Here is a 26,278-nt window from a genome sequence, read left to right on the forward strand (position 1 = left end):
GGGGTTGGGACGCGCCGAGAGGAGCGTCAGCCGCTACGGTAGCGGGGTTCGTACAAAAAGACACGAATTCCATGACGCCGGTCTCGGCCTCGCGGCGGCCACGCAACGTTTTGAATCCGGATCGGGTTGCCCGGCGTACCGCGGTCGCGCTTCCAGGCCGGAGAGTGTCAGCGGCGCAGGGGGGCGAGCAAGCCGCGCAGTCCGTTGTGGTCGATCTCGAACATCAGCTGCAGCAGGCGCCCGATCTCGCCCGGCGGAAACCCCTCGCGCGCAAACCAGTGCAGGTAGTTGGCCGGCAACGCGGCGATGGTCGTGCCCTGGTGTTTGCCGAACGGCATGGTGCGGGTCAGCAGCTTCTCGATGTCTTCCGGCGCCATGGCGAGCGAGCCTTTCTTCAGCCGCCGGAGCGCTTGAACGCGATGCCGCGCTGCTCCAGCAGGCGCGCAGCGGTTTCGCGGTGATCGCCCTGGACTTCCAGCGTGCCGCCTTCCTTCACCGCGCCGCCGGCGCCGCAGGCGGTGCGCAGCGTCTTGCCGAACTTCGCCAGCTCGTCGGCGTCGAGCGCCAGGCCGCGCAGCACCGTCACGCCCTTGCCGCCCCGGCCCTTGGTCTCGTAGGACAGCCGCACCGCGCCGCTGCCCTTGAGCGCCGCAGCCTGCGCCTGCTGGCGGCAAGTGCAGGCCGCGAGCGCCTGCCGGCATTCGGGGCAGGTGCGGCCGGTCTCGGTCGAATAGACGAGCGCCATCGGCCTATCAGTGGTGGTGGCCGTGCTCGCCGTGCACGTGGCCGTGCGCCAGTTCCTCGGCGCTGGCCGGGCGCACGCTTTCCACCTTGAGCGCGAAACGCAGGGCCTGGCCGGCGAGGGCGTGGTTGCCGTCGAGCAGCACTTCCGGGCCCTTGATCTTGACCACGCGGTAGACCTGCTCGCCGCCGTCGTCGTTGGTGCCGCGCAGCTGGCCGCCCACCTTCACGCCCGGCGGGAATTCACTCTTGGGAATGGTGCGCACCAGCGATTCGTCACGCTCGCCGAAGGCGTCGGCTGCCGACAGCGCCAGCGTGGTCGCGAAGCCGGCTTCCTGGCCTTCGAGGGCTTCCTCGATCTTGGGGAAGGTGTTGCCGTAGCCACCGTGTAGGTAAGCCATGGGTTCGCTGGACTTGTCCAGCTGCTTGCCGGTGGCGTCGGCGACGGTGAAGCGGAGGGTGACGACCGAATCCTTGGTGATTTTCATGTTGGCTGCTGCAGTTTTCTTGGATGGAACCCCGGATTCTCCCGCGAACCGGGTGCGATCAATCGGCCGGCGGCAATTCGCGCCGTCCATCGACATGGCGGGCGAAACGCGCCGGGTCGCGGCCGTGGGTGGGCGAATCGTCGCCCCAGGGCCAGCCACCGAACTGGGTGCGGCGGTAGTCGGCCAGCGTCTGGGCGATCTCGGCCTGGCTGTTCATCACGAAGGGGCCGTACTGCACCACCGGCTCGCCGATCGGCCGGCCCTGCAGCAGCAGGCATTCGACGACGTCGGTGCCGGTGTTGACCAGCTCGGCCGGCAATTCCGGCCGCAGCTCGGCCACGGAGGCGCCATCGAGCGCGCGACCGGCCACCTGCAGCGCCCGGCCGGCGAAGAAATACAGCCGGCGGTTGCTGCCGGCCTGCGCCGCGGGCAGCGTCCAGCAGGCGCCGGGATCGAGGCGAATCGTCCAGATGGCGACGTCGGCCGTGGACTGCGCGGCCCACGAATCCGGTGGCGGCGCCAACGGCGCGGCCGCGCCGTCGAGCCGACCGGCGATGACCGACACCCGCGTCTGGCGGCCGGCGTCGTCGCGCGCGACCACCTCCGGAATCTGCGGCCCCCAGAACATGGTGAAGTGCGCCGGCGAGCGCTTGCTGGCCGCCGGCAGGTTGAGCCAGATCTGGAACAACTCCAGCGGGTTGGGCGCGGCCTCGTCGAGCAGCGGGAACATCTCGGAATGCACCACGCCGTCGCCGGCGGTGAGCCATTGCACGTCGCCCTGGCCGAAACGCGCTGCCGCACCGAGCGAGTCGGCGTGGTCGATGAGGCCACGGCGCACGATGGTCACCGTCTCGAATCCGCGGTGCGGATGCGCCGGAAAGCCCGGAATCCGCTGGCCGTGGTACATGCTCCAGCCATCCTTGCGGCCGAAGTCCTGGCCGATGGCGCGGCCGGCCAGCGAGGCGTCCGGCCCGAGCTGTCCGTTGGCGCGCGGATAGGCGTCGTCGTGGTGCACGCAGAAGAGAAACGGGTCGGCCGTTTCCCAGGGCGGCGCGCCCAGCGGCCGAACCGCCAGCACGGCGGATGCGGGATGGGCGGTGGAGGCGAGCGTGGACGGATCGGTGACGGACATGGCGGGGCGGGCCTTTCTTCGGAAGACGAGAGTTATGGTGCCGGGAGCGCTATTTCAACCGGAGTGCGTCCGCCCGGTGGGCGCGCCGCTAAAATGCCCGTCCTTTCCGAGGAGCGTTGCAGCGGTGGCCCCGGCCATTCGTCAGGCTCGGAAAAATCCGGTTCCCAGTGACCGGCCCCGCAACGACGCTCACCTGCACTGCGATCCATCAGGTGAGTTCCATGACGTCTTCCGCCACCGTTCCCGTCCCCGCCATGAAGCTGTCCGGCCTGGAGCCGGTCGCGATCGGCGAGGGATCGCTCTTCGTCAACGTCGGCGAGCGCACCAACGTCACCGGCTCCAAGGCCTTCGCCCGCATGATCCTCAACGGCCAGTTCGAGCAAGCCCTGGCGGTGGCGCGGCAGCAGGTGGAAAACGGCGCGCAGGTGATCGACGTCAACATGGACGAGGCCATGCTCGACAGCAAGGCCGCGATGGTGCGCTTTCTGAACCTGATCGCGTCCGAGCCCGACATCGCGCGGGTGCCGATCATGGTCGACAGCTCCAAGTGGGAAGTGATCGAGGCCGGCCTACGTTGCGTGCAGGGCAAGGGCATCGTCAACTCGATCAGCATGAAGGAAGGCGAGGAGGTTTTCCGCCACCAGGCCAAGCTGGTGCGCCGCTACGGCGCGGCGGCGGTGGTGATGGCCTTCGACGAGCAGGGCCAGGCCGACACCTTCGCGCGCAAGATCGAGATCTGCGAGCGCGCCTACCGCATCCTGGTCGACGAGGTCGGTTTTCCGCCCGAAGACATCATCTTCGACCCCAACATCTTCGCGGTCGCCACCGGCATCGAGGAGCACAACAACTACGCGGTCGACTTCATCGAGGCGGTGCGCTGGATCAAGCAGCACCTGCCCGGCGCCAAGGTCTCCGGCGGGGTCAGCAACGTGAGCTTTTCGTTCCGCGGCAACGACCCGGTGCGCGAGGCGATTCACACGGTATTCCTCTACCACGCGATCCAGGCGGGCATGGACATGGGCATCGTCAACGCCGGCATGGTGGGCGTCTACGACGACCTGGAGCCGGTGCTGCGCGAGCGGGTCGAGGATGTGGTGCTCAACCGCCGGCCCGACGCCGGCGAGCGCCTGGTGGAGGTGGCAGAGACGGCCAAGAGCGGCGCCAAGGACGAGAGCAAGAAGCTCGAATGGCGCGGCACCGCCGAGCAGCCCACCACGGTCGAACAGCGGCTCACCCACGCGCTGGTGCACGGCATCACCGACTTCATCGTCGAGGACACCGAGGTCGCCTACCGCGCGATCCTGGCCAAGGGCGGGCGCCCGCTGCACGTGATCGAAGGTCCGCTGATGGACGGCATGAACGTCGTCGGCGACCTGTTCGGCGCCGGCAAGATGTTCCTGCCGCAGGTGGTCAAGTCGGCTCGCGTGATGAAGTCCGCCGTGGCCCACCTGCTGCCCTACATCGAGGAAGAAAAGCGCCTGGACGAAGCCGCCGGCCGCGACGTGCGCAGCAAGGGCAAGATCGTCATCGCCACGGTCAAGGGCGACGTGCACGACATCGGCAAGAACATCGTCACCGTCGTGCTCCAGTGCAACAACTTCGAGGTCGTGAACATGGGCGTGATGGTGCCCTGCCACGAGATCCTGGCACGCGCCAAGGCCGAGGGCGCCGACATCGTCGGGCTGTCCGGCTTGATCACGCCCAGCCTCGAGGAGATGCAGTACGTGGCCGGCGAGATGCAGAAGGACGAGCATTTCCGCGGCGCGCGCATTCCGCTGTTGATCGGCGGCGCCACTACCAGCCGGGTGCACACGGCCGTCAAGATCGCGCCGCACTACGAAGGCCCGGTCGTCTACGTGCCCGACGCCTCGCGCAGCGTGAGCGTGGCGCAGAGCCTGCTGTCGGAGCAGGCGGCGCAGTACATCGCCGACATCAACGCCGACTACGACAAGGTGCGCAACCAGCACGCCAACCGCAAGCAGACGCCGATGTGGCCGCTGGCCAAGGCGCGCGCCAACCGCACGCCGCTCGACTGGGCCGGCTACCAGCCGCCGGTGCCCAAGTTCATCGGCCGCCGGGTGTTCCGCAATTTCGATCTGAACGAGATCGCCCGCTACATCGACTGGGGCCCGTTCTTCCAGACCTGGGACCTGGCCGGGCCGTTTCCGCAGATCCTCAAGGACGAGGTCGTCGGGACCGAGGCGGTGCGGGTGTATGCCGACGGCCAGCGCATGCTCAAGCGCCTGATCGAAGGCCGCTGGCTGCAGGCCAGCGCGGTGATGGGTTTCTGGCCGGCCGCCATGGTGAACGACGACGACATCGAGCTCTACACCGACGAGAGCCGCAGCGAGGTCGCGCTCACCTGGTACGGCATGCGCCAGCAGACCGAGAAGCAGGCGGTCGAGGGCGTGATGCGGCCGAGCCGCTGCCTCGCCGACTTCGTCGCGCCCAAGGCTTCGGGTCGGCCAGACTACGTCGGCATGTTCGCGGTGACCGCCGGCCTGGGCGTGGAGAAGAAGGAGAAGTTCTTCATCGACGACCTCGACGACTACTCCGCGATCATGCTCAAGGCCCTGGCCGACCGGCTCGCCGAGGCCTTCGCCGAGTACCTGCACGAGCGGGTGCGCAAGGATCTGTGGGGCTACGCGGCCGACGAGGCGCTGTCGGTGGAGGGCTTGGTGAAGGAGGAGTACCGGGGCATCCGCCCGGCGCCGGGTTACCCGGCCTGTCCGGACCACAGCGTCAAGCAGGCGATGTTCGAGGTGCTGCGCTGCGAAGAGATCGGCATGGGCCTGACCGAGTCGCTCGCCATGACGCCGGCGGCCAGCGTCAGCGGTTTCTACCTGGCGCATCCAGAAAGCGTGTATTTCAACGTCGGCAAGATCGGTGAGGACCAGGTGCATGACATCGCCGAGCGGCGCGGCATGGTCCAGGCGGATGTGGCGCGGATGCTGGCGCCCAACCTGAGCTGACCTTTGCATTAACGCAACGATATATTTCGAATTAACTCGAATTATTGTTGCGGATTGGATGCAATTTATTGATCGCCTGGCGGGCGGTATGGGGTGTCTGCGCGGGTAATCTCTCGCTCCGGTTATTCAACGGGAGCAGAGACGGTGTTTCGAAGAGCAGTTATCAGAGATGGTGATACCACCGATCGAGATGGAATCGTCCATGCGCGAACACAGCAGCCATTTTTTCAACTGGATGGTGTAAATGCGGCATTCGAGGGCGATCCGGTGTGGTGCCCGAGTTGTCAAAGCCATGGGGCGACGAAATGCGTTCAGCCGTTTCGCCCGTTTACCGCGCCCGATGGTCGGCAGCAATTGTTGGATGGCGATCTGTGCCTCTGCCGATGCCCGACGCCAGCGCGGCTGAAAGCACGCCACCAGAATGTGGACACCACTTTCAGCGAGGCCGAAATCCGTGCTGAACTCACGGCTGCGGCCGGTTGGGTTGAATACGCGGGGTTGGCTGGGTATTTTCGCTTGAGTGATTCAGTACCGCAGAACAGCGGCAGCGGTGCGTCCTTCGCCTTCGTCGGTAGTGAAACCGGTTTGCCGTTGGCCCATCGAAAATTCCTGGTCGAATCCTATGGTTCGATCCATGAGGGAAAGACCGATGAAAAAGGCATCGCGGTGGTTCATACGAAGCCGGGCGAGGAATTCAAAATTCATCTTGTTTTCAATTCACCTCAAGGTGAAGTGACCGCAAATCCCTGGACAGATTTGCCGGGTAACGGAGGCGAGCAATGAACGGAGCGGCTCACTACCCCAAACACTGGACTGCAGCCGTGGCGCGGGAGGATTACGCCAAGTATGCGCCCCATTTGGTGACCGTGAATGATCGGGCTGCGACGAGGGAGGCGATTATTGCTTCATTGCGCTTAAAAAATGGCCAGGTTTTTGAAAGATCGTCATGGGGGGCGCACAAGACCAAGCTGGCAACCGCTTTGGAAGATTGGCATTACTCGATGATCGCCATTCATCATGCGGGGCGAGCGGCAAGTTGCTCAAGTCCAATGGAGCACATACATAATATCCAACATTTTCATCAAAATAGGCGACACTGGCCCGACATTGGCTATCACTACGCGATTGGATGCGAGGGCGAAATTTTCGAGGCCGAAGACATTCGTCTGAAAGGAACTCATCTTGAAAATTACAATTCAGGTGCGATAGGAATTGTGATGCTTCAAAATCTTTCTGAGCCGGAAGATGCTAACGATAAGATTTCATATGGCCTTAGATTTGCGAAGAAAATTGGCTTGATAAAGCCCCCGGAAATTTCCGCTGCGCAAATCAAATCTCTAAAAAATGTTATCGAAGTTCTCAGACAATTTTTCGCCATTAAGCAGCTTGGCGGTCACTGTGAGTTTCCCCATCAAAAGTCTGCTGAAGCCAAGCTATGCCCGGGAAGACATGGCTTGGTGTTGGTTGATGAACTTCGGGCGTGGGCCAAACTCCCAGGGCCTTGAGTGACGTAAAAAATTTCGCCCGATTCTCAAACGGGCTATCGATATAAAAAAGCGTGATGATTGCGGAAATTCAATCGACGGTTTGTGCACGTCTTAAGAATTACTGTTACCAAATAAAAGATTATTTTTTCGTTTATCCAAAAAAATCCATTGCGATGGTTATTGTTTCGCTCGTGTGGACATTCTGCGGCGTCGTGACCGTGGACCATTTTGAGGACGAAGGGTATATGATATTTTTCATCAAGGAAAAGCCGACGCTCTTTCAATTCAAGTTTCGGGATTCGTATCGGTCCGATGCATATGGCGCAGAAGTAGAGTGGCGCAAAAGACAAGACGATTATGGAAACTGGCTAATGACTTCGCCCGAATTTGAAGAGTTTGCAGACTATTGCTGGCATCGGTTTGGCATCTCGGATACTGGTAGGTTAGACAATTATGACTTATGTGTTGTAAAGAGTGGCAAGGACAAAGGCTCGAGCAAATGGCCGTGGCCGTATTGAAGCGGACGGATTGCGCAGGCATTTGGTTGACTGACGTCAGAAATATAACTGGCAAAGAAGCTACGACGAATGGATGGCCGCTATTTTCTGATTGTTTGCTATAATGTTTTTTGGTATGCGTTTTACTAACAAAACAGTTTTTCAGGCACTGGTTCGAGTTGCTGGTTGAATGCGGGCCGATCGATGAATGGCCTTGGCGGTGTTGACGCGGGTCGACATGGCTGAATGCGGATATCAACCATGCGCCAGACCGAGCCATTCCAAGGCGGGCTCAAGCCAAGAGGGCCGATCAACCAATCCGGCAAGCGCGGGGGCACCTGGCGGATCGCTCCGCTCTCGACGGCGTTGCGACAGGCGTCCATCGTCAAATGACCGCCCTCGATCCGGCCTCGGCCCAATCGTTTCCAGGTACCTGCCGTCTGGCGGTAGAAAAGCGGTGGGGCAGCCGGCGTTGCGCCCGCCGGTCCTTGCAGCAGGATGGCTTCGTCGATGACTCGTCGTCGAGGTCGGCGAGCTCACCGTCCTGGAACGCCGTGTTGGCGAACAGTACGCACAGCGCGCAGAACCAGAACGGGTAGGACGCGGCACTGCGCGTGGCGGACAGCGGCTGCACGCAGAAGAAGGCCAGCGCCACCAGCCAGACCACTGCGAAGGCCAGCGCGGGCGGCACGAACGGGGTTGAGCGCCCACCAGAAGCGGCGCACGGCAGCGAATGTATCGGCGCGACCCAGCACCGCCCCCATGCCCACGCCAAAGGCCGATGCCGTCACGGTGAACAGGAAGGGCTGCGTGGTGATGAGCCGTCGCACGCCGGTCAGGCCGATGCTTTCCATGAGCCAGGCGGCCGCCCAAAGCAAGGTCCAGAACACGGCGGTGAGCGCGGCGGCCAGCAGCACGGCCAGCGCGTTGCGCCAGGCGAAGGCGAACAGCCGGTGGTGCGTCAGCCGCGAGCGGCTGGACTCGCGGCTGGCCGCGAGCGTGGCGAGCACGAAGCCCAGCACGGCGAAGGCGAGAATCCAGTCCATGCCGGCAAACGGAAAGCGCGCGCTGCCCGCCCCGGCGTAGGCGCCGAGCAGCGCGAAGAGCGCGCCCAGGGCGAGTGCGCCGCACCAGCGCGCGCGGCCGGCTGTCGGCGCGTCGTCGCTCATGTACCAGGCCAGCGCCAGCGCCAGCGCCAGCGCAAGATGGGTCATCGCCGCCCGCCACACGGCCTATGGCGCGGCGGAGGTCGGTTCATGCAAGCACCACAGCGCCAGCCCCAGGCCGATCAGCAGATAGGGCAGCAGCGCGTGGGTGCGCAACGACGGGGCTTGGCGGTTGTCGGTAGGCGGCAACGAGTCCTCCTGGTTTTCCGCGATCTGGTGGAACGGGCGTGATTCTCAATGTCGATCACCGCAGCCCGGCACCATTGCAAGCGTGCTTTCCATGCTGACCGGCGCTTACAGAGCCGAGCGATTCGTGTGCCCCGGCCGGCCCGCTTGGCGCGATCCGATGCACGACATTTGCCCCGTCGCGTCGACGAGGCGCGGCCGGGATTGGCGTCCTGTCTGCTTCTAGCGGTCAAAGCCGCATTCCGTGATCCATGGTCGCGGCGTTCGCCATCCGATCCGTTTCATGGCGGCTCGGATGGGAGGGCCAAGCTTTCTAGCCAATAAGATCATTAAAGCAATCTTTTTGATGAATTAGATCACTGAAATGATCATGAACGCATTGCGTTGCTGATGAAGCTTTGCTAATTTCAGTAATCAATCTCTATTAAAAGATAGCGATGATGAGCATCGAGCAAAATCTCCTGCGCGCACGCAAAGCCGCACATCTCACGCAGCAGCAACTAGCCGACGCTGCTGGCCTGACCCGAATGACGGTCAACAAGACCGAATCCGGCGCAGGCGATCCCCGGCTTTCCAGCGTGATCGAAATGGCGCGCGCTCTGGGCATGGAGCTCATCTTGGTTCCAAGCGTCTTGCAGCCCGAGGTCGAGGCCTTCCTGCGCTCCGGCGGCCGGGTGCTGGGCCAGCCGGTCGGCGCCGGCGCTCCGCCCTCTATCGTCGACAGCCTGGGCCGGCCTGCGTGAGCACTTCCATCAAGTATCTGCGTCTGTACCTGCACCTGCCCGACCGCAGCCGGCGGGCGATCGGCTATCTCTCGCAGTATGGCGACATCCTGCGTGCCTCCTTCGACCGCGATTACATCGACGACCCCGCGCGTCCCACGCTGTCGCTGGCCTACCAAGGCGCCAACGAGGCCGACACGCGCGCCATTCTGCAGTCCACCCGCGACGAGCGCTTGGTGCGCAGCAATGGCCGGTGGCCGGCGTATTTCGCCAACCTGCTGCCCGAGGGCCACAACCGCGAGCGGCTGGCGGGCGAGCGCCACTGCAGTCCGGACGACGAATTTGAGCTGCTGGCCGCCGCTGGCCACGACCTCATGGGTGCGCTCGAGGTGGAGCCCGTGCCGGCGCGCGAGGGTATTCCCGACACGGTGCGCCACTGGCACACGGCGCTCGGCCTGGACGTGCTGGAGCCGGGCTTCGTCGAATATCCGGTGGAGGACGCCGCTTCGCTGCCGGGGGTGGTAACCAAGTTTTCCGCCATTTACGACGGGCGCCGCTACGTGGTCAAGAAGCATGGCGCGGCCGGCTCCACCATCCTCAAGCTGCCCACGAGCCGGCACCCCGATCTGGTGGCCAACGAGTTCACTGGATACCGCCTCTGCGAGGCGCTCGGGCTCGATTGTGCTGATGCGCGGGTCATCGCGCAGGTCGAAGCGGCACTGCCGCAAACCTTGCCCCACGACGAAATTCTGGCGGTGTCGCGCTTCGACCGTGGGCCCGACGGCCTGCGGGTACACATGGAGGAATTTGCGCAGGTGCTGCAGTACGAGCCCCGCCAGAAGTACGGCCGCGAACTGGTCGGCGACTACGCCCGCATGCTGCGGCTGATCGAAGCGCTCTCGGCCCGGCGCGTGGCAGATGTGCGCGAATTCATCGGCCGCTTCGTCGCCTTCGTGCTGCTCGGCAACACCGACGCGCACCTGAAGAACTGGGCGCTGATCTATCCCGATGGACGGCAGCCGGTGCTGTCGCCGCTGTACGACCCGGTCTGCGTGACCGCGCTGTTCGAGGCGGTAGCGCCGGGCGATTACGGGGTGAACCGCGCCATCGATCGCACGCTGCGCGCGTTCGGCTGGAACGAACTGGAAGCACTCCTGTCGGCGGCCGGACTGACGCGGGTGCCCAATCACATCCGACTGGCCAAGGCGCTGGTGCGACAGGCGCGGGCGCAATGGCCGGCCGTCTTGAAAGACGCCCCTGACGCCGTGCAACGCTGCGTGGCGGAGCGCCTGGCGGGCGGCGTGGCACTCACGGCGTAATGTGGCTGTAGGGCAACGATGGTCTGCGCGCGTGTTCTAACCCGTAAGCAGACGGCCGCAACTGAAACTCGGCTTACCCGTCTTTACAAATTGTGGTCATGGCCTTCACGCCTTGTCGCTAACTTGTGCCGATCGGCTTCGTGCGCTCGTCGCAATCCCGAGCCGCTTCGAAAGGCAAGACATATGGACCCCGTTCTCGACACATCCGCTGGCCCGCACCATCCGTCGGCACCGTTGCCGGCGCCGACTTCCGGCACGGCCAACAAGCCGCTGTGGGCGGCGGTCGGCGTGCTCGGCGTGGCCGTGGCCGCGCTCGGCGGTACGCTGCTATGGCAGAACGTGCACGGTGACGACCCCACGCCGCAGTCGGTCGCCTCGGCCGCCGGCACGGCGCAACAGCAGACGCTGAGCCGTGAAGACGTGCTGTCTGAACGGACGAACGCCACTCCAGTGCCGGCCCCTGCGCCTGCACCGGTCGTCGCCGCGCCGGCGCCAAAGCCCGCCGTCAGCAAGCCCGTGGTGACTGCGCCGCGCTCCGGCGGCAGCGGCTACACCGGCAGCTACGCCCCGCAGGCTGTGGCGAGCAGCCGGGCCCCGGTCTGCGCGGATTGCGGTCGCATCGAGTCGGTCACGCCGATCCAGCAGGCCGCGCCGGCCACGGGCCTGGGCGCTGTCGCGGGTGGTGTGCTCGGCGCCGTGCTGGGCAACCAGGTCGGCGGCGGCAGCGGCCGCACGGCGGCCACCATCCTGGGCGCGGGCGGTGGCGCTTACCTGGGCAACACGGTCGAAAAACGCACCCGCACCACGACCACCTACCAGATTCGCGTGCGCATGGACGACGGCAGCGTGCGCACCTACGAGCACAACGCACCGGTGCCGGTGGGCCAGCGCGTGACGGTGGAGGGCAACGGTTTCCGGCTCGGCCAGGGCCAGACCTATTCGACCCACGCGGCGCAGAACCCCTATTACCAGACGGTCAACGAGCCGCGGGGCACCTACTCCACCAGTCGCTACTGAGCGCTTTGGCACGCCGCGAGGCCGGTCACGCAACTGCCGGCCACGCCAAGGTAGCCCGTCGGCGACGGCCTACCGGCGCAGCGGCGATCGTCTGCCGCACGCGATCCGCGGCATGCGGGCACACTCGGGCGCATGTTCGCCCACCCTTCCACCCGCCCACCGGCCAGTCTGCAAGGGCGACTGTGGCTGCTGGCCAAGGTGTTGTGGTGGCCGGTGCGCACGGTGGTGTCGCCGCTGTGGAAGGCAGCCGTGCTCTGGACCGAGGCCGAAGGACTGCGCATGAGCGCGGCGATGTCGTTCTACGGCATCCTCAGCCTGGCGCCGCTGCTGGTGCTCATCGTGGCCATCTTCGGCTGGTGGGTCGACCGCAACCTGCTCGAAACCAGTCTCGTCACCCAGATCCAGGCGGTTGTCGGCGACCGCGGCGCGGAGGTGGTGCGCCAGGCCATGGAAAGCGCGCAACGCCCGGCCGAGGGCTTGCGAGCGTCGATCATCGCCACGCTGCTCCTGGTGGTCGGTGCGACCGGTGTCTTCGCCGAGCTGGAATCGGCCATGGAGCGCATGTGGCTGCAGGGCCGCAAGCCGCCGGAGACGCCCTGGTGGCACACCGCGTCCTTGCGCCTGCGCGGCGTGGCCTATGTGCTGGCGATCGGTTTCCTGCTGCTGGTGTCGCTGGTCGTCACCACCGCCTTCCACATGATCGAGATGCAGATTGCGCGCTGGCACCTGCTGGCGCCGCTGCTGCGCCTGGGCAATGAGAGCTTGTCGTTCCTCTTCACCGTGCTGCTGTTCAGCGGCCTGATGCGCATGTCCAGCGGCCCCAAGCCGCCGCTCCGATACCTCGTCACCGGCGCCTGCCTCGGCGCGCTGCTGTTCGCCGTCGGCAAACACGTGCTGGCGTTCTACCTCTCCAACACCGCCGTCGTCTCCGCCTACGGCGCCGCTGGCTCGCTGGTCGTGGTGCTGGTGTGGATCTATTTTTCGTCAGCCGTCCTGCTCTTCTCCGCCGGCTGCGCGCAGGCACTGGCAGAAGAAGCAAAGCTCGTCCATGCCAACTCCAACACGAACACAAGCGTCCACCACGCCTGAAACAGGTTCAGGGCTTCCGCACAAGCTCCCGACAGCCAGAATCGGGAGCCACCCCTGATAGCTCATATCCATGCAGAGCCAGGCCAGGGTCTCCCTGGACTCGGCGAAGCCTTCCCCCCGGGGATGACGAATTACAGCCCGCGAAGCGGGCTGAAGAGCCGAGGGGCCCCGATCGACAACCAGCACCAGGCGCCACCCCCCGATAGCGCTCATATCCCGACAGAGGCGCGCCAGGGTTTCCCTGGCGCAGGCGAAGCCTTCCCCTCGGGGGATGGCGAATTACAGCCCGCGAAGCGGGCTGAAGAGCCGAGGGGCCCGATCGACAACCAGCACCAGGCGCCACCCCCCGATAGCGCTCATATCCCGACAGAGGCGCGCCAGGGTTTCCCTGGCGCAGGCGAAGCCTTCCCCTCGGGGGATGGCGAATTACAGCCCGCGAAGCGGGCTGAAGAGCCGAGGGGCCCGATCGACAACCAGCACCAGGCGCCACCCCCCGATAGCGCTCATATCCCGACAGAGGCGCGCCAGGGTTTCCCTGGCGCAGGCGAAGCCTTCCCCTCGGGGGATGGCGAATTACAGCCCGCGAAGCGGGCTGAAGAGCCGAGGGGCCTTATTTTTCAGCGAACGCACGTTCGATGACGAAGTCGCCCGGCGTGGAGGTATTGCCTTCCTTGAACCCGCGCGCTTCCAGCAGGTGCTTCAGATCGGCCAGCATGGCCGGGCTGCCGCAGAGCATCACGCGATCGTCGGCCGAACTGAGCGCCGGCACGCCGAGGTCCGAGAAAATCTTGCCGTTTTCCATCAGCTCGGTGATGCGGCCCATGTTGCGATAGCTCTCGCGGGTGACGGTGGGGTAGTAAAGCAGCTGCTTCTTCACCATCTCGCCCAGGAACTCGTGCTGCGGCAGATGCTCGGTGACCATGTCGTGGTAGGCCAGCTCGTCGATCTGGCGCACGCCGTGCACCAGGATCACCTGCTCGAAACGCTCGTACGTTTCCGGGTCGCGGATGATCGACAGGAACGGCGCCAGGCCGGTGCCGGTGCCCAGCAGATACAGGCGCTTGCCCGGCAGCAGGTAGTCGCACAACAGGGTGCCGGTGGGCTTGCGGCCGACGATGATCGGGTCGCCGACCTGAATGTGCTGCAGGCGCGAGGTGAGCGGGCCGTCGTCGACCTTGATGCTCAGGAACTCGAGGTGTTCCTCGTAGTTGGCGCTGGCGATGCTGTAGGCGCGCAGCAGCGGTTTTTCATTGACCTTCAGGCCGATCATGGTGAAGTGGCCGTTGGAGAAACGCAGCGACGGGTCGCGCGTGGTCGTGAAGGTGAAAAGACGATCGGTCCAGTGGTGGACGGAGAGGACACGTTCCTCGTTGAAAGCGCTCATGTCGGTCGGCTCTGCGGGGGGTCGGGGTGGACAACTGGAAGGGAGGATGCCGCAAGCTCGCGGCGAAACCGCCGATGTTAGCCCGTGACCGAATCGCATTCAGCCATATGCATATGGCCTCGGCTGCGGCAGGGTCAGCGCCGCTCGACCACCACCGGCGCCATCTGCAGCGCCTCGCCGATGCGCACGGCGGCGTCCCGCGCGGCCTCGCGGCTGGCGAAAGGACCGGCCTGGACGCGGCGCAGGGCGCCGTCCTGCACGACGGCAATGGCCGCACCGGCGGCCGATGCGGGTGCGGCGGCGCGGCGCGACACCGCGTCGGCACCCTCCGGCCGGGAGAACGCGCCGAGCTGCACCCAGAAGCTGCCGCCGGCCGATCCGGCTGCCACCGGCGCTGGCGCGGCGGGCGTCGGCACGACGGGCGGCAGCGCGGGCTGGGCGTCAGCGACCAGCGCTCGCGGCGCCACGGGCTCATCCTGGTCGGCGCTGCGGCTCTCGGCGGCCAAGGCCACGGCGGTGATGCCGACCGGCGTGTCGCTCGTCGGCTCGGGCGGCGCCGCGTCGACCGGCGCATAGGCCACGGTCGCCACGGCCGATGCCGGCACCTGGACCGACGCCGGGGCTTGGGCCAACACAGCCGGCGAAGCATCGCCACGCCGCCAGGTGCTCGCGGCGATCTGCACCGGCGTGATCCGCTCCACTTCCACCGGTGCCACGCCGCGCAACAGGTCGAGCTTGAACGCCGCGGTGTAGCTCAGGTCGATGATGCGGCCCTCGTGGAACGGGCCACGATCGTTCACCCGCACGATGACCTCGCGGCCGTTGGCAGGGTTGCGCACCCAAGCGTAGCTGGGGATCGGCAGCGTCGGATGCGCCGCGGTCATCGCATACATGTCGTAGGGCTCGCCACTGGAGGTGGACGCGCCGTGGAACTTGCGGCCGTACCAGGAGGCCAGGCCGCTCTCGCGGTAGGTGGCATCGGGCGCCATCGGGCTGTAGGTGCGGCCGAGCACCACGTAGGGCTTGTTGGGGCCGCCGGCACGGATGGTTTCACGGCGCGGCTCGGCATCGGGCACTTGCGCCAGGTGGGCCGGCGGGTTGGCGTCCGGGCCGTCGCGGCCGGCGCGGGGGCCGCTGCGGCCACCGGGGCCGCTGGCGCAACCGGCCAGCAGCACGGCGGCCGTCAGGGCCGCCGATGCCGCGAGCCACCTAGCCAAAGACGGCGCTCCACAACGCCTGGATCGCATCGCGCTCGACCGCCATGGCGTCGGCGACGAGCTGCGTCGGCTCTTCGTTCAGCCGCGCGCGGTGCTGTTCCCGGCGCAGGACGCGGTAGGCGTCGGCCGCGCGTTGGCCCACACCCGGTGGCAGCAGTTGCGCGGCTTCGGCGCGCTGCAGCAGCGCGATGTTGCCGACGTTCTCGCGCAGGCCCGCGTGTTCGCCCGAGGCCGACAGCACCAGATACTGCACCGCGAATTCGGCGTCGACCATGCCGCCGCGGCTGTGCTTCACATCGAACCGGCCGGCCTTGACCGGATGCGCTGCGCGCACCTTCTCGCGCATGGCGACGATCTCCTGGGCCAGCGCGGCGGCGTCGCGCGGGGCGGTGATGACGGCCTCGCGCACCGCATCGAAGCGCGCGCGCCAGTCGAAGCCGTCGGCCTGCGTGGGCGGCGCCAGTACGCATCGAGCGCGGGTCATGGCCTGGTGCTCCCAGGTCCAGGCGGTATTGCTGCCGCGCCGTTCCTGGTATTTGGCATAGGCCTCGAAACTGGTGACCAGCATGCCGGAGTTGCCGTTGGGCCGCAGCGCGGTGTCGATCTCGTAGATGTCGCCGTCGGCGGTTTTCACGGTCAGCCAGTTGATCAGCTTGCGCACGAAGGCCGAATAGACCTCCGAGGCACGGTCGTCTTCGTCGTGGTAGACGAAGACGATGTCGAGGTCGCTGCCGTAGCCGAGTTCCTTGCCGCCGAGCTTGCCGTAGCCGATGACCGCGAATGGCGGCTCGGCTTCCTCGCGGTGGCGCTGCTTGAGACGGCTCCAGCACCAGCGCGCGGTGATGCGCAGCGTGGCGTCGGCCAGCGCGCTGAGGTCGTCGGCCACCTGCTCCACGCCGATCACGCCCTCCACGTCGCGCGCCAGGGTGCGGAACACCTCGGCGTGGTGCGCGCGGCGCAGCAGGTTGAGCAGGGTTTCGTCGTCGTCTTCGGCGGTGTTGGTGACCGAGGCCAGGCGGCGTTCGAGTTCGTCTTCGTATTCGGCGGCGTTGAAGCGTTCGGCCAGCAGGAACGGCCCGGCGAGTTCGTCGATGACGCCCGGGTGCTGGCGCAGGTAGCGCGCCGGCCATTTGGCCGCACCCAGCAGATGCAGCAGCCGGCGGTGCACGGCGGGGCGCTCGAGCAGCAGCGCCAGGTAGTTCTGGCGGCGCAGCAGCGGCTCGATCCAGTCGGCCATCTGCACGGCGGATTCCTCGGTGGCGGAACCGTCGGCCAGCCACAGGGCGGTGCGCTGCAGCAGCTTGAGCAGCCGGGTGCGGTCGACATCGCGCAGCGCGTTGATGCGCGGATGCCCGCGCCATTCGCGCATGCGCTCACGCACCCGCTCAGGCAGGCGTTCGAGCAGCGCGTCGAAGTCCGGCGGTGCACCGGCCGCGCGGCCGCAAACGCCCTTGCCGTTGCAGGCGGCCTGGGCGTTGCCGCCGAGCAGGGTGTCGAACTCCTGGGCGACGCGTTCGCGGTGGCCGTCGAGGTCGTGCAGGAAGGGGCAGAGCTGCGTATAGCCCATGGTGCGCGCGATCCATTCCAGGTCGGCGTCGGCGGTGGGCAGGGCGTGGGTCTGCTGGTCGTCGAGGTATTGGATGCGGTGCTCGACGCGGCGCAGAAAGGTGTAGGCCTCGGCCAACGCGGCGGCGGTGTCCTCGGCCATCAGGCCGGCGTCGGTGAGGCAGCGCAGCGCCTGCAGCGTGGCGCGATGGCGCAGCTCGGGGAACTGGCCGCCGCGCACCACCTGCAGCAGCTGCACGGTGAACTCGATCTCGCGAATGCCGCCGCGCGAAAGCTTCACGTCGTTGGCGCGCTCGGGCTTGCCGGCGCTGCGGCGGGTGGCGTGTTCGCGGATCTGCCGGTGCAGGTCACGCAGGCCGTCGAAGACGCTGTAGTCGAGATAGCGGCGGAACACGAAAGGCAGCACCACCTGGCGCAGCCCCAGCACGGCGGTGCCGCCGAGGCAGGCGCGCGGCGCGACGACCCGGCTCTTGAGCCAGGCGAAGCGTTCCCATTCGCGGCCCTGCACCACGAAGTATTCCTCCAGCGCGGCGAGCGACACGGCCGCAGGCCCCGAATGTCCGTTGGGCCGCAGCATCAGGTCGACTCGGAACACAAAGCCGTGCTCGGTGGTGTCGCCCACCAGCTGGGTGATGGTTCGCACCACCTGGGCGAAGTACTCGTGGTGCGAGATGCGGCCACGGCCGTCGGCATTGCCCGGCGTTTCGCCCTCGGCCTCGTAGACGTAGACCAGGTCGATGTCGCTGGAGACGTTGAGCTCGCGCCCGCCGAGCTTGCCCATGCCGACCACCCAGAACTCGCAACGGCTGCCATCGGCGTTGGTGGGCACGCCGTGGCGCGCATCGAGCGTGGCGAAGGCCTCGGCGCAGGCGATGTCGAGCGCGAATTCGGCGAGCTCGGTGACGCCGCGCACCACCACCGCCAGGGGCGCCTGCTCCTCGCAGTCGAGGGTGGCCAGGCGTTCCATGACCAGCTGGCGCAGCACCCGCAGCGCGGCACTGCAGTCGTGGCCCTGGGCGCGCAGGGCGGCGAAGGTGTCGGCCATGGCGGCGCGTGTGGGGGCGCCGACGGCCAGCAGCGAGAGCTCCTGCGCATAGCGGCGGCGCAGGCGCTGCACGAAGCGCGCATGGGCGGCGCCACCGTCTATCTCCGATGGGGGAGCAGGCGCAACATCGTGTACGGCCAGGGGGCCGTTACCCCGTGTGGCGGTCATAATTCCTGAGGACATGCCATGCACTTTTTGACAACGACTGACTTAGTGTCCGGGAACCGGTTCAGACATGCCGAGCATTTAGCCCCCTACATGACCGAACCGATAGATAAGAAGAACCCTGTGCGGGCCTGGAAGGCAGCTGCTGCCGTGGCAAGCGGGATCTTCTGGTCGTTATTGGCCGCCTGGTTGTGTGTGGGAGCCGCCTGGTGCGCGGTCCACTTTTGGATTGTGCCGCGAATCGCCGATTTCCGTCCCCGGCTCGAGGCGGAAGCCACGCGCATCCTGGGGGCGCCCGTTCGCATCGGCTCGCTCACCGCGCGATCGGGCTGGCTGGTGCCGACCTTCGCCGTGGCCGACGTGACCGTGACCGACACCGCCGGCCGCACCGCGCTGCGGCTGCCGCTGGTGGTCGCCGCGCTGTCGCCGCGCTCGCTGCTGCACCTGGGGTTCGAGCAGCTCTATCTGGAAGACCCCGAACTCGACCTGCGCCGCGACGCCGACGGCCGCCTCGTCGTCGCGGGCATCGCGCTCAAGCCGTCCCAATCGCCCGGGAGCCGGGGCGCCGACTGGCTCTTCTCGCAGGCCGAGGTGGTGGTGAAGGGCGGCACGCTGCACTGGACCGACGAGCGCACCGCCGTGCCACCGCTCACGCTGGGCGCCGTCGAGGTGGTGCTGCGCAACGGCCCCTGGCGCCACGACCTGCGCGTCGAAGCCACGCCGCCGGCCGACAGCGGCGGCCGCTTCACCCTGGTCGGGCGCTTCGGTCAGCCTTTGCTGTCGCTGCGACCGGGCGCCTGGCGCGACTGGTCCGGTCCGCTCTATCTCGACATGCCCGGCGCCGACGTCGCCAGGCTCTACCGGCAGGCCGGCGACCTGCTGCGGCAACCGGTGCCCGCCGGCGATGGCGATGCGCCGCCCGGCCCCTTGTTCGGCGTGGCGGACGCCGCCGGCCGTGGGTCGCTGCGGCTGTGGGCCGACCTGGCCGGCGGCGGCATCGTCGGCGCGGCGGCCGATGTCGCGGTGGACGACCTCGCCCTGCGATTCGCCGACGCCCCGGAAGCACTGGCATTGCAGCGCCTGTCGGGCCGGCTGACCGGCCATCGCAGCGACGCCGGCTTCGACCTCGCCACGCGCGGACTGGCCTTCTCGCGCGAAGACGGCTACCGCTGGCCGGGCGGCAACGTGGCGCTGCGCCATGTGCGCGCCGGCGCGGGCCGCAGCGCGCGCACCGAGATTACCGGCGACCAGCTCGACCTCGCGGCGCTGGCCGGCGTGGCGCGCAGTCTGCCGCTGGGCGCCGCCGCGCAACGCACGCTGGCCGACCGAGCGCCGCGCGGCCTGCTGCGCTCGATCGACGCCGCCTGGGACACGCCCGACGAGGACGGCGAGCCGTCGCATTTCCGCGCGCGCGGCCAGGTCGCCGGCCTGGCGCTGGCCTCGCGGCCGCCCGACAGCAGCCGGCTCGCCGCCGCCGCGGCGGTGGAAGCCGCGATGCGCGCACGCGATCCGCACGGCCACCAGCATGAACATCCGCCGATAGGCCTGCCCGGCGTGCGCGGCGCGGATGTCGATTTCGACTTCGACGAGCGCGGCGGCAAGGCCGGCGTGGCCATCCACGCGGGCGCGCTCGACTTTCCCGGCGTGTTCGACGAAACGGTCGTACTGATGGATTCGCTGCAGGCCGATCTGCGCTGGCAGCGCGGCGCCGACGGCCGCATGGCGGTGCAGGCGCCCCAGGTGACTTTCGCCAATGCCGACGCCGCCGGGCAATTGCGTGCCACCTGGCACACCGCCGACGACGGTGACCCGGCCCTGCGCATGCCGGGCGTGCTCGATCTCTCCGGCAGCCTTTCGCGCGCCGACGGCACGCGGGTGCATCGCTACCTGCCGCGCACGCTCGGCCCCGAGGTGCGCGAATACGTACGCGACGCAGTGAGCGCCGGCGTGGCCACCGCGGTGGACTTCCAGGTGCGCGGCGATCTGCGCCACATGCCGTTCGCCGATCCGAAACTCGGCCGCTTCCATATCGCCGCCAAGCTGCGCGACGTGACCTACGCCTATGCGCCGCCGGAGATCGAGCAGGAGGGCGCGCTGCCCTGGCCGGCGCTCGTCAAGCTCGACGGCGAACTGGTCTTCGAGGGCCGCACCATGGAGATCCGCCGCGCGTCGGGCCGGCTCGAATCGCCCGACTCCATGCGCGCCACCGGCGCACGCGGGCCGATCGCGCCGCCGCCGCGCACCGCCGCCACGCCGCCGCTGTTGCCGGGCGAGGTGCAGGTGCTGCGCGCCGACGTGAAGATCGCCGACCTGACCAACACCGTGGTGGAGGTGCAGGCGCGGGCCCGGGGGCCGCTGGCCGAGATGCTCGCCATCGTCGATGCGGCGCCGCTGGCCGGCATCACCGGCCATGTGCTGTCGGAGGTGAGCGCCACCGGCCCGGCCGAGCTGCAACTCGGGCTCACGCTGCCGATCCACGACATGCACAACAGCCGGGTGCGAGGACGGCTCGCCCTGGCCGGCAACGATCTGCGCATCCGGCCCGCCACGCCCCTGTTGGCCCAGGCCACCGGCGCGGTGGCCTTCACCGAGGCGGGCTTCAACCTGGTCGGCACGCAGGCCCGCATGCTGGGCGGCGAAATGCGGCTGGAAGGCGGGCTCAAACCGGTGCCCGGCACGAGCACTGCCAGCGGCGCGATGGCGCATGTGCTGGACCTGCGCGCCGAAGGAAGCCTCACCGCCGACGGCCTGCGGGGTACACCCGAGCTCGGCGCCACCGCCCGGCTGGCGAAGGCCGCGCAGGGCGAAGCCAGCTACACCGCCACGGTCGACACATCGCGTGGGCATCCGGAAGTGCTCGTCACCAGCAGCCTGCAGGGCATGGCGCTGAACCTGCCGGCGCCGATGGGCAAGTCGGCCGACGCCAGCCTGCCTTTGCGCTTCCAGACCCGGCTGCTGCCGGCGGGCGACGCGGCCGCCGCACGGGACGAGCTCACCATGCGGCTCGGCGACGTCGTCGCGGTGCGGTATATGCGCTCGCTCGACGGCGAGCAGCCGCGCGTGATGGCCGGCAGCATGGATGTCGGCTCGGACGCCGGGGCGCAGCGGCCGCTGCCCGACGAAGGCGTTGCCGCCAACGTGCGGCTGGCCGTGCTCGACGTGGACGCCTGGCGCGAGGTGCTCCGGCAGGTCGGGGAAGAAGGGCCGGAGGGCCGGAGCGCGGCGGCCGCGCCTACGACGCCGAAGCGATCGGAAGCGGCCGACTACCTGCCCGACACCCTGGCCCTGCGTGCCGGCGAGCTCACGGCCGCCGGCCGCACCCTGCACGACGTGGTGATCGGTGGCACGCACCAAGGCAATCTCTGGCAAGCCAACGTGGACGCGCGCGAGGTCGGCGGCTTCGTCGAATACCGGCAGTCCGCCGGCACCGAGCCGGCCCGCTTCTTCGCCCGGCTGTCGCGGCTGGAGGTGCCCGATACCGCCGCCCAGGACGTGGAGTCGCTCACCGACCAGAGCGGGCCGGAGTCGACCTCGCCCACGGGTGGGCCCTTGCCGGCGCTCGACATCGTGGTCGACGATTTCCAGCTCAAGGAACGCCACCTCGGCCGGCTCGAAGTGCAGGCGGTGAACCGCGACACCGAATGGCGGCTCGACAAGCTGCAGCTCACCATGCCCGAGGCCAGCTTTGCCGCCACCGGCCGCTGGGGCCGGCGCGCGGCGGGTGCGGCGCGGCGCACCGATCTGGATTTCCGCCTCGACCTGCGCGACAGCGGCGCGCTGCTCGCACGCTTCGGCATGCCGGGCGTGGTGGCGCGCGGCGCCGGGCAGCTCCAGGGCAAGGTCGACTGGCAGGGTTCGCCCTTCAGCCCCGAGTACCGGTCCATGGACGGCACGCTGCGGCTGGACGTGGCGAGCGGCCAGTTCCTCAAGGCCGATCCCGGCCTGGCCAAGCTGCTCGGCGTGCTGTCGCTGCAGTCGCTGCCGCGCCGGCTGACGCTGGACTTTCGCGATGTGTTCAGCGACGGATTCGCCTTCGACCACGTGCGCGGCGACGTGCGCATCGACGACGGCATCGCCCGCACCGACCGGCTCGAAATGAAGGGTGTCGCCGCCACCGTGCGCATGGACGGCAGCGCCGACTTGCGCCGCGAGACGCAGGACCTGCGCGTCGTCGTGGTGCCCGAGATCAACGCCGGCACCGCCTCGCTGCTGGCCACCTTCGTCAATCCGGTGATCGGGCTCGGCACCTTCCTCGCCCAGGCCTTGCTGCGCGGACCGCTGATCGACGCGACCACGCAGGAGTTCGACATCAGCGGGCGGTGGGTCGATCCGAAGATCGTGAAGTTGAGCGGCAAGGAACGCACCGAGACCCGGTAGGGGCACGGCGGTGCGCGGCGCGTCGCCTGGCCGCGCGCGGCGACAATGCGGCACGCGCGCCGGCGCGTCATTCCGCCCCCCCTTCGAAGAGGTTTTCGCCATGCAAGTCGCTGCCCTGCAGATGGTTTCCAGCCCCGAGCTGTCCGCCAACCTGGCCGATGCCCGCGCCTTGCTGGAGCAGGCCGCCGCCGCGGGCGCCGAACTGGCGGTGCTGCCCGAATACTTCTGTCTGTTCGCTCAGCGCGACACCGACAAGCTGGCGATCCGCGAGACGTGGGGCGAGGGCGGCGAGATCCAGGACTTTCTCGCGCGCACCGCACGCGAGCTGGGTCTGTGGATCGCCGGCGGCACCTTCCCGGTGGCGATCCCGGGCGACGAGGGCCATGTCTTCAACACGCTGCCGGTGTTCGATCCCCAAGGCCTGGCCCGGGCGCGCTACGACAAGATGCACCTGTTCCGTTTCGACGACGGCCAGAAGACCTACGACGAGGCACGCACCCTGCAGCCGGGCGGCGAGCCGGCCTGGTTCGATCTGCCTTCGCGCGACGGCCACACCTGGCGCGTGGGGCTGTCCATCTGCTACGACCTGCGGTTTCCGGAGCTCTACCGCGCCTACGCCGCCGCCGGCTGCGACCTGCTGCTGGTGCCCTCGGCCTTCACGCACGTGACCGGCCAGGCCCATTGGGAATTGCTGCTGCGCGCCCGTGCGGTCGAGAACCTGGCCTTCGTCGCGGCAGCCGCGCAGGGCGGCGAGCATGTCAACGGCCGGCGTACCTGGGGCCACTCGATGCTGGTCGGCCCCTGGGGTGGCGTGCTGGCGCAGCGTGCGCAGGACGGCGCCGGTGTGGTGCTGGCCGCACTCGACATCGCCGAGCTGTCGGCTGCCCGCGCGCGGCTGCCGGCCCTGGCGCACCGTCGGCTGTGAACGTCCTGGCCACCGCCTTGCCTGACCGGCCATGAAGCTCAGCTCCTTCACGCTGCCCCGGGTGCAGCCCGGCGTGTTCTTTCCAGCGGCGCGGCCCTTCGCCTGGCGGCGCTGGTCGCTCTGGCCACTGCTGATCGGCCTGGTCACGGTGATGCTGGTCACGCTGGTCTGGCTGGCCGGGCGCTACGAGGCCAGCCAGGTGCAGAGCCGCATCGAGCGCGACGTGGGCGATGCCATCGCCGACATCCGCAGCGGCCTGGCGCGCGACCTGCAGAGCCTGCAGGCGCTGCAGTCGGCGTCGTGGACACCGGGCATCGCCTCGCCGCCGCAGGCCTGGAACGACGCCGCCCGCCAGCTGCTGCGCGAGCGGCGCGAACTGGTGCGCATCGAATCGCGCGACCGCTCGCTGCGCCTGCTCGCCAGCATCGACTCGCCCTATCGCGCGCCACCGATGCCCGGCGACCACGAACGCCTGAGCAATGCCGAAGAGTCGCTGACCTGCGCCACCGCCCGCCGCACCGGCACGCCCATGTATTCGCCGAGCTACTTCATGCGGCGCCAGGACGGGCTGGGCTTCGAGGTGGTCGAACTCTGCGTGCCGGTTCAGCGCGGGCTGCAGCCCACCGGCTACCTGGTGGCGACCTTCGCGCTGCAGGAAGTGCTCTCGGAGCTGATCGGCCCGCAGATCACCCGGCACCAGGACGTGTCTTTCACCGAGCCCGACGGCACCCGGCTGGCCGCGCGCCACGGCTCATCCAAGCGCGGCACCCGGTTGTTCTCGGCGCACCAGCTGCTCGACCTGCCCGGCACCGCGTTGGTGTTGCGCATGGACAGCTGGCACGGCGCGCCCAGCGTGTTTCCCAACGTACTCACCGCGCTGGTCACCTTCATGTCGATCGCGCTGGTGTCGGTGCTGGTGCTGCTGTCCAAGGACAACCGGCGCCGGCTGCAGGCCGAGCACGATCTGGCCGAGGCGCTGGCGTTTCGCAAGGCGATGGAGGATTCGCTGGTCACCGGCCTGCGCGCCCGCGACCTGCAGGGCCGCATCACCTACGTGAATCCGGCCTTCTGCAAGATGGTCGGCTTCGACGCCGACGAGCTGCTGGGCCACGACGGCGATCTGCCCTACTGGCCGCCCGAGCGGGCCGACGAGAACCGCCGCCGCCAGGCCCACCGGCTGGCCGGCGACGCACCGCCGCCGCCGCAGGAGGGCGTGGAATCGACCTTCATGCGGCGCGACGGCACGCGCTTCCCGGTGCTGATCATCGAGGCACCGCTGATCAACGCGCAGGGTCTGCACACCGGCTGGATGGGCGCGTTTCTCGACCTCAGCGAGCAGCGTCGCAGCGAGGAGCTGTCGCGCGCCAGCGCCGAGCGGCTGCAGGCCACCGCGCGGCTGGCGACGGTCGGCGAAATGGCATCGCTGCTCAGCCACGAACTCAACCAGCCGCTGGCGGCCATCTCCAGCTACGCCACCGGCTCGCTCAACCTGCTGGCGCACGACGGCAGCCGCGGCCCGGCGCCCGATGCCGGCACGCTGCGCGACATCTCCATGGCGATGCACCGCATCGGCGAGCAGGCCGAACGCGCCGGGCGGGTGATCCGCAGCGTCAACGACTTCGTGCGCCGCCGTGACCAGTCGCGCGAGGCCATCGCGGCGCGGGCGCTGATCGACGCGGTCATGCCGCTGATCGGCCTGCAGGCGCGCAAGCTGAGCGTGGAGGTGCGCATCCGCGTGGATGCCGGCCTGCCGCCCACGCAGTGCGACCGCACCATGGTCGAGCAGGTGCTGCTCAACCTCGCGCGCAACGGCATGCAGGCCATGGCGCAGGTGGCGATACCGCAGCGCATTCTGGAGATCGGCGCCCGGCTGGCGTCGGCCGACGCGCGCGGACAATGGATCGAGTTCCGCGTCTGCGACCGGGGGCCGGGCATCGCGCCGGAAGTCGCGGCCCAGCTCTTCACGCCCTTCTTCACCACCAAAACCGAAGGCATGGGCCTGGGCCTGAGCCTGTGCCGCACGGTCATCGAGCAGCACGGCGGCCAGCTCGGTCACGGGCCGCAGCCGGGCGCCGGCACCATCTTCTTCTTCACCCTGCCGACGGGCAAAAAAGGATAGCGAATCGTGGTTTCCGCATTGGATGCGACTGTTTTCATCGTCGACGATGACGCCGGGGTGCGCGATGCGCTGGCCTGGCTGCTGCGCTCGCGCCGCCTCCTGAGCGACACCTTCGATAGCGCCGAAGCCTTCGACCAGATGCTGGCGCAATCCGGCGGCAACGGCGGCGCGGCCATCTCGGCGCTCTCGCATCCGTGCTGCCTGCTGCTCGACGTGCGCATGCCCGGCATGAGCGGGCTGGCGCTGTTCGACACCCTGGTGGCGCGCGGCCTGCACACGGTCATGCCGGTGATCTTTCTGACCGGCCACGGCGACGTGCCCACCGCCGTCGACGCGGTACGGCGCGGTGCCTACGACTTCTGCGAAAAGCCGTTTTCCGACAACGCGCTGGTCGACCGTATCGAGCGGGCTCTGCAGCATTCGGCCGAGGTGCTGGCCCGCCGCGCCGAGGCGCAGGCGGTGCACAAACAGCTCACCGAGCTCACCGACCGCGAACGCGACGTGATGCGCCTGGTGGTCGAGGGACTGCCCAACAAGCTCATCGCCGACCAGCTCGACATCAGCGTGCGCACGGTGGAAGTGCACCGCGCCCGGGTGTTCGACAAGATGGACGTGCGCTCGGCCGTGGAGCTGGCCAACCTGCTGCGCAGCGCCGAAGCCTGAG

The 26,278-nt window shown here is 68.0% G+C and carries 21 protein-coding genes and 1 riboswitch; of the genes, 12 read left to right on the forward strand and 9 right to left on the reverse strand.

Features of this window, described 5'->3' with window-relative positions:
• Positions 1–167: 167 nt before the first annotated feature.
• Genes R9X41_RS00120 through R9X41_RS00135 form a run of 4 tightly spaced genes read right to left on the reverse strand, consistent with a single transcriptional unit; the run spans position 168 to position 2,361 of the window.
• The gene (locus R9X41_RS00120) at positions 168–377 is read right to left on the reverse strand and encodes a DUF3820 family protein (protein WP_318632890.1); all 210 of its coding nucleotides are present in this window, start codon (positions 375–377) and stop codon (positions 168–170) included.
• A 17-nt stretch (positions 378–394) separates the two neighbouring features.
• Complete coding sequence (locus R9X41_RS00125; protein ID WP_318632891.1) at positions 395–745, reverse strand: SUI1 family translation initiation factor; 351 nt, start codon at positions 743–745, stop codon at positions 395–397.
• Positions 746–752: 7 nt separating this feature from the next.
• Complete coding sequence (locus R9X41_RS00130) at positions 753–1,229, reverse strand: FKBP-type peptidyl-prolyl cis-trans isomerase (RefSeq protein ID WP_318632892.1); 477 nt, start codon at positions 1,227–1,229, stop codon at positions 753–755.
• Positions 1,230–1,287: 58 nt separating this feature from the next.
• The gene (locus tag R9X41_RS00135; protein WP_318632893.1) at positions 1,288–2,361 is read right to left on the reverse strand and encodes a pirin family protein; all 1,074 of its coding nucleotides are present in this window, start codon (positions 2,359–2,361) and stop codon (positions 1,288–1,290) included.
• A 102-nt stretch (positions 2,362–2,463) separates the two neighbouring features.
• Positions 2,464–2,559, forward strand: a riboswitch (S-adenosyl-L-homocysteine riboswitch).
• Positions 2,560–2,615: 56 nt separating this feature from the next.
• Here R9X41_RS00135 and metH point away from each other — a divergent pair.
• The 4 genes from metH (at position 2,616) to R9X41_RS00155 (ending at position 7,338) form a co-directional block, all read left to right on the forward strand.
• A complete protein-coding gene (gene metH, locus R9X41_RS00140; RefSeq protein WP_318635110.1) occupies positions 2,616–5,333 on the forward strand; it encodes a methionine synthase in 2,718 nt (905 codons plus the stop codon).
• A 144-nt stretch (positions 5,334–5,477) separates the two neighbouring features.
• Positions 5,478–6,116, forward strand: coding sequence for a PAAR domain-containing protein (locus R9X41_RS00145; RefSeq protein WP_318632894.1), 639 nt, complete (start codon positions 5,478–5,480; stop codon positions 6,114–6,116).
• Positions 6,113–6,838: an N-acetylmuramoyl-L-alanine amidase gene (locus R9X41_RS00150; protein WP_318632895.1), complete on the forward strand. Its 726-nt coding sequence runs from the start codon at positions 6,113–6,115 to the stop codon at positions 6,836–6,838. Before R9X41_RS00145 ends, R9X41_RS00150 begins: the two co-directional genes overlap by 4 nt.
• Before the next feature lie 56 nt (positions 6,839–6,894).
• Positions 6,895–7,338, forward strand: coding sequence for a hypothetical protein (locus tag R9X41_RS00155; RefSeq protein ID WP_318632896.1), 444 nt, complete (start codon positions 6,895–6,897; stop codon positions 7,336–7,338).
• Positions 7,339–7,853: 515 nt separating this feature from the next.
• Here R9X41_RS00155 and R9X41_RS00160 read toward each other — a convergent pair.
• On the reverse strand, positions 7,854–8,531 hold the full coding sequence (locus R9X41_RS00160) for a hypothetical protein (RefSeq protein WP_318632897.1): 678 nt from the start codon (positions 8,529–8,531) through the stop codon (positions 7,854–7,856).
• An 18-nt stretch (positions 8,532–8,549) separates the two neighbouring features.
• Positions 8,550–8,672 (reverse strand): hypothetical protein, encoded by a 123-nt coding sequence (locus R9X41_RS00165; protein ID WP_318632898.1) that lies wholly within the window; start codon positions 8,670–8,672, stop codon positions 8,550–8,552.
• Between the two features lie 434 nt (positions 8,673–9,106).
• Between R9X41_RS00165 and R9X41_RS00170 the strand changes: the two genes are divergently transcribed.
• From R9X41_RS00170 to R9X41_RS00185, 4 genes are all read left to right on the forward strand, one after another.
• On the forward strand, positions 9,107–9,412 hold the full coding sequence (locus R9X41_RS00170) for a helix-turn-helix transcriptional regulator (RefSeq protein WP_318632899.1): 306 nt from the start codon (positions 9,107–9,109) through the stop codon (positions 9,410–9,412).
• Entirely contained in the window at positions 9,409–10,710 is a 1,302-nt protein-coding gene (locus R9X41_RS00175) for a type II toxin-antitoxin system HipA family toxin (protein ID WP_318632900.1), read from the forward strand. The genes R9X41_RS00170 and R9X41_RS00175 overlap by 4 nt, the downstream gene beginning before the upstream one ends.
• Before the next feature lie 183 nt (positions 10,711–10,893).
• The gene (locus R9X41_RS00180; RefSeq protein ID WP_318632901.1) at positions 10,894–11,727 is read left to right on the forward strand and encodes an outer membrane lipoprotein; all 834 of its coding nucleotides are present in this window, start codon (positions 10,894–10,896) and stop codon (positions 11,725–11,727) included.
• 132 nt (positions 11,728–11,859) lie between these two features.
• Positions 11,860–12,816, forward strand: coding sequence for a YihY/virulence factor BrkB family protein (locus R9X41_RS00185; protein ID WP_318632902.1), 957 nt, complete (start codon positions 11,860–11,862; stop codon positions 12,814–12,816).
• A gap of 610 nt (positions 12,817–13,426) precedes the next feature.
• Here the strand turns inward: R9X41_RS00185 and R9X41_RS00190 are convergent.
• The 3 genes from R9X41_RS00190 to glnE all read right to left on the reverse strand — a co-directional run bounded on the left by R9X41_RS00190 (position 13,427) and on the right by glnE (position 18,211).
• The gene (locus R9X41_RS00190; RefSeq protein ID WP_318632903.1) at positions 13,427–14,200 is read right to left on the reverse strand and encodes a ferredoxin--NADP reductase; all 774 of its coding nucleotides are present in this window, start codon (positions 14,198–14,200) and stop codon (positions 13,427–13,429) included.
• 134 nt (positions 14,201–14,334) lie between these two features.
• The gene (locus R9X41_RS00195) at positions 14,335–15,417 is read right to left on the reverse strand and encodes a septal ring lytic transglycosylase RlpA family protein (RefSeq protein ID WP_318632904.1); all 1,083 of its coding nucleotides are present in this window, start codon (positions 15,415–15,417) and stop codon (positions 14,335–14,337) included.
• Positions 15,410–18,211 carry a bifunctional [glutamate--ammonia ligase]-adenylyl-L-tyrosine phosphorylase/[glutamate--ammonia-ligase] adenylyltransferase gene (gene glnE / locus R9X41_RS00200; RefSeq protein ID WP_318632905.1) on the reverse strand — a complete coding sequence of 934 codons (2,802 nt, stop codon included), beginning with the start codon at positions 18,209–18,211 and terminating at the stop codon, positions 15,410–15,412. The genes R9X41_RS00195 and glnE overlap by 8 nt, the downstream gene beginning before the upstream one ends.
• 75 nt (positions 18,212–18,286) lie before the next feature.
• Between glnE and R9X41_RS00205 the strand changes: the two genes are divergently transcribed.
• The 4 genes from R9X41_RS00205 to R9X41_RS00220 all read left to right on the forward strand — a co-directional run bounded on the left by R9X41_RS00205 (position 18,287) and on the right by R9X41_RS00220 (position 26,277).
• The gene (locus R9X41_RS00205) at positions 18,287–22,570 is read left to right on the forward strand and encodes a YhdP family protein (protein ID WP_318632906.1); all 4,284 of its coding nucleotides are present in this window, start codon (positions 18,287–18,289) and stop codon (positions 22,568–22,570) included.
• Between the two features lie 100 nt (positions 22,571–22,670).
• A complete protein-coding gene (locus tag R9X41_RS00210) occupies positions 22,671–23,495 on the forward strand; it encodes a carbon-nitrogen hydrolase family protein (protein WP_318632907.1) in 825 nt (274 codons plus the stop codon).
• A gap of 31 nt (positions 23,496–23,526) precedes the next feature.
• Positions 23,527–25,614 carry a two-component system sensor histidine kinase NtrB gene (locus R9X41_RS00215; protein ID WP_318632908.1) on the forward strand — a complete coding sequence of 696 codons (2,088 nt, stop codon included), beginning with the start codon at positions 23,527–23,529 and terminating at the stop codon, positions 25,612–25,614.
• Positions 25,615–25,620: 6 nt separating this feature from the next.
• Positions 25,621–26,277: a response regulator transcription factor gene (locus R9X41_RS00220; RefSeq protein WP_318632909.1), complete on the forward strand. Its 657-nt coding sequence runs from the start codon at positions 25,621–25,623 to the stop codon at positions 26,275–26,277.
• Position 26,278 lies beyond the last annotated feature (1 nt).

The sequence above is a fragment of the Xylophilus sp. GOD-11R genome (assembly GCF_033546935.1).
Classification (GTDB): domain Bacteria; phylum Pseudomonadota; class Gammaproteobacteria; order Burkholderiales; family Burkholderiaceae_C; genus Xylophilus.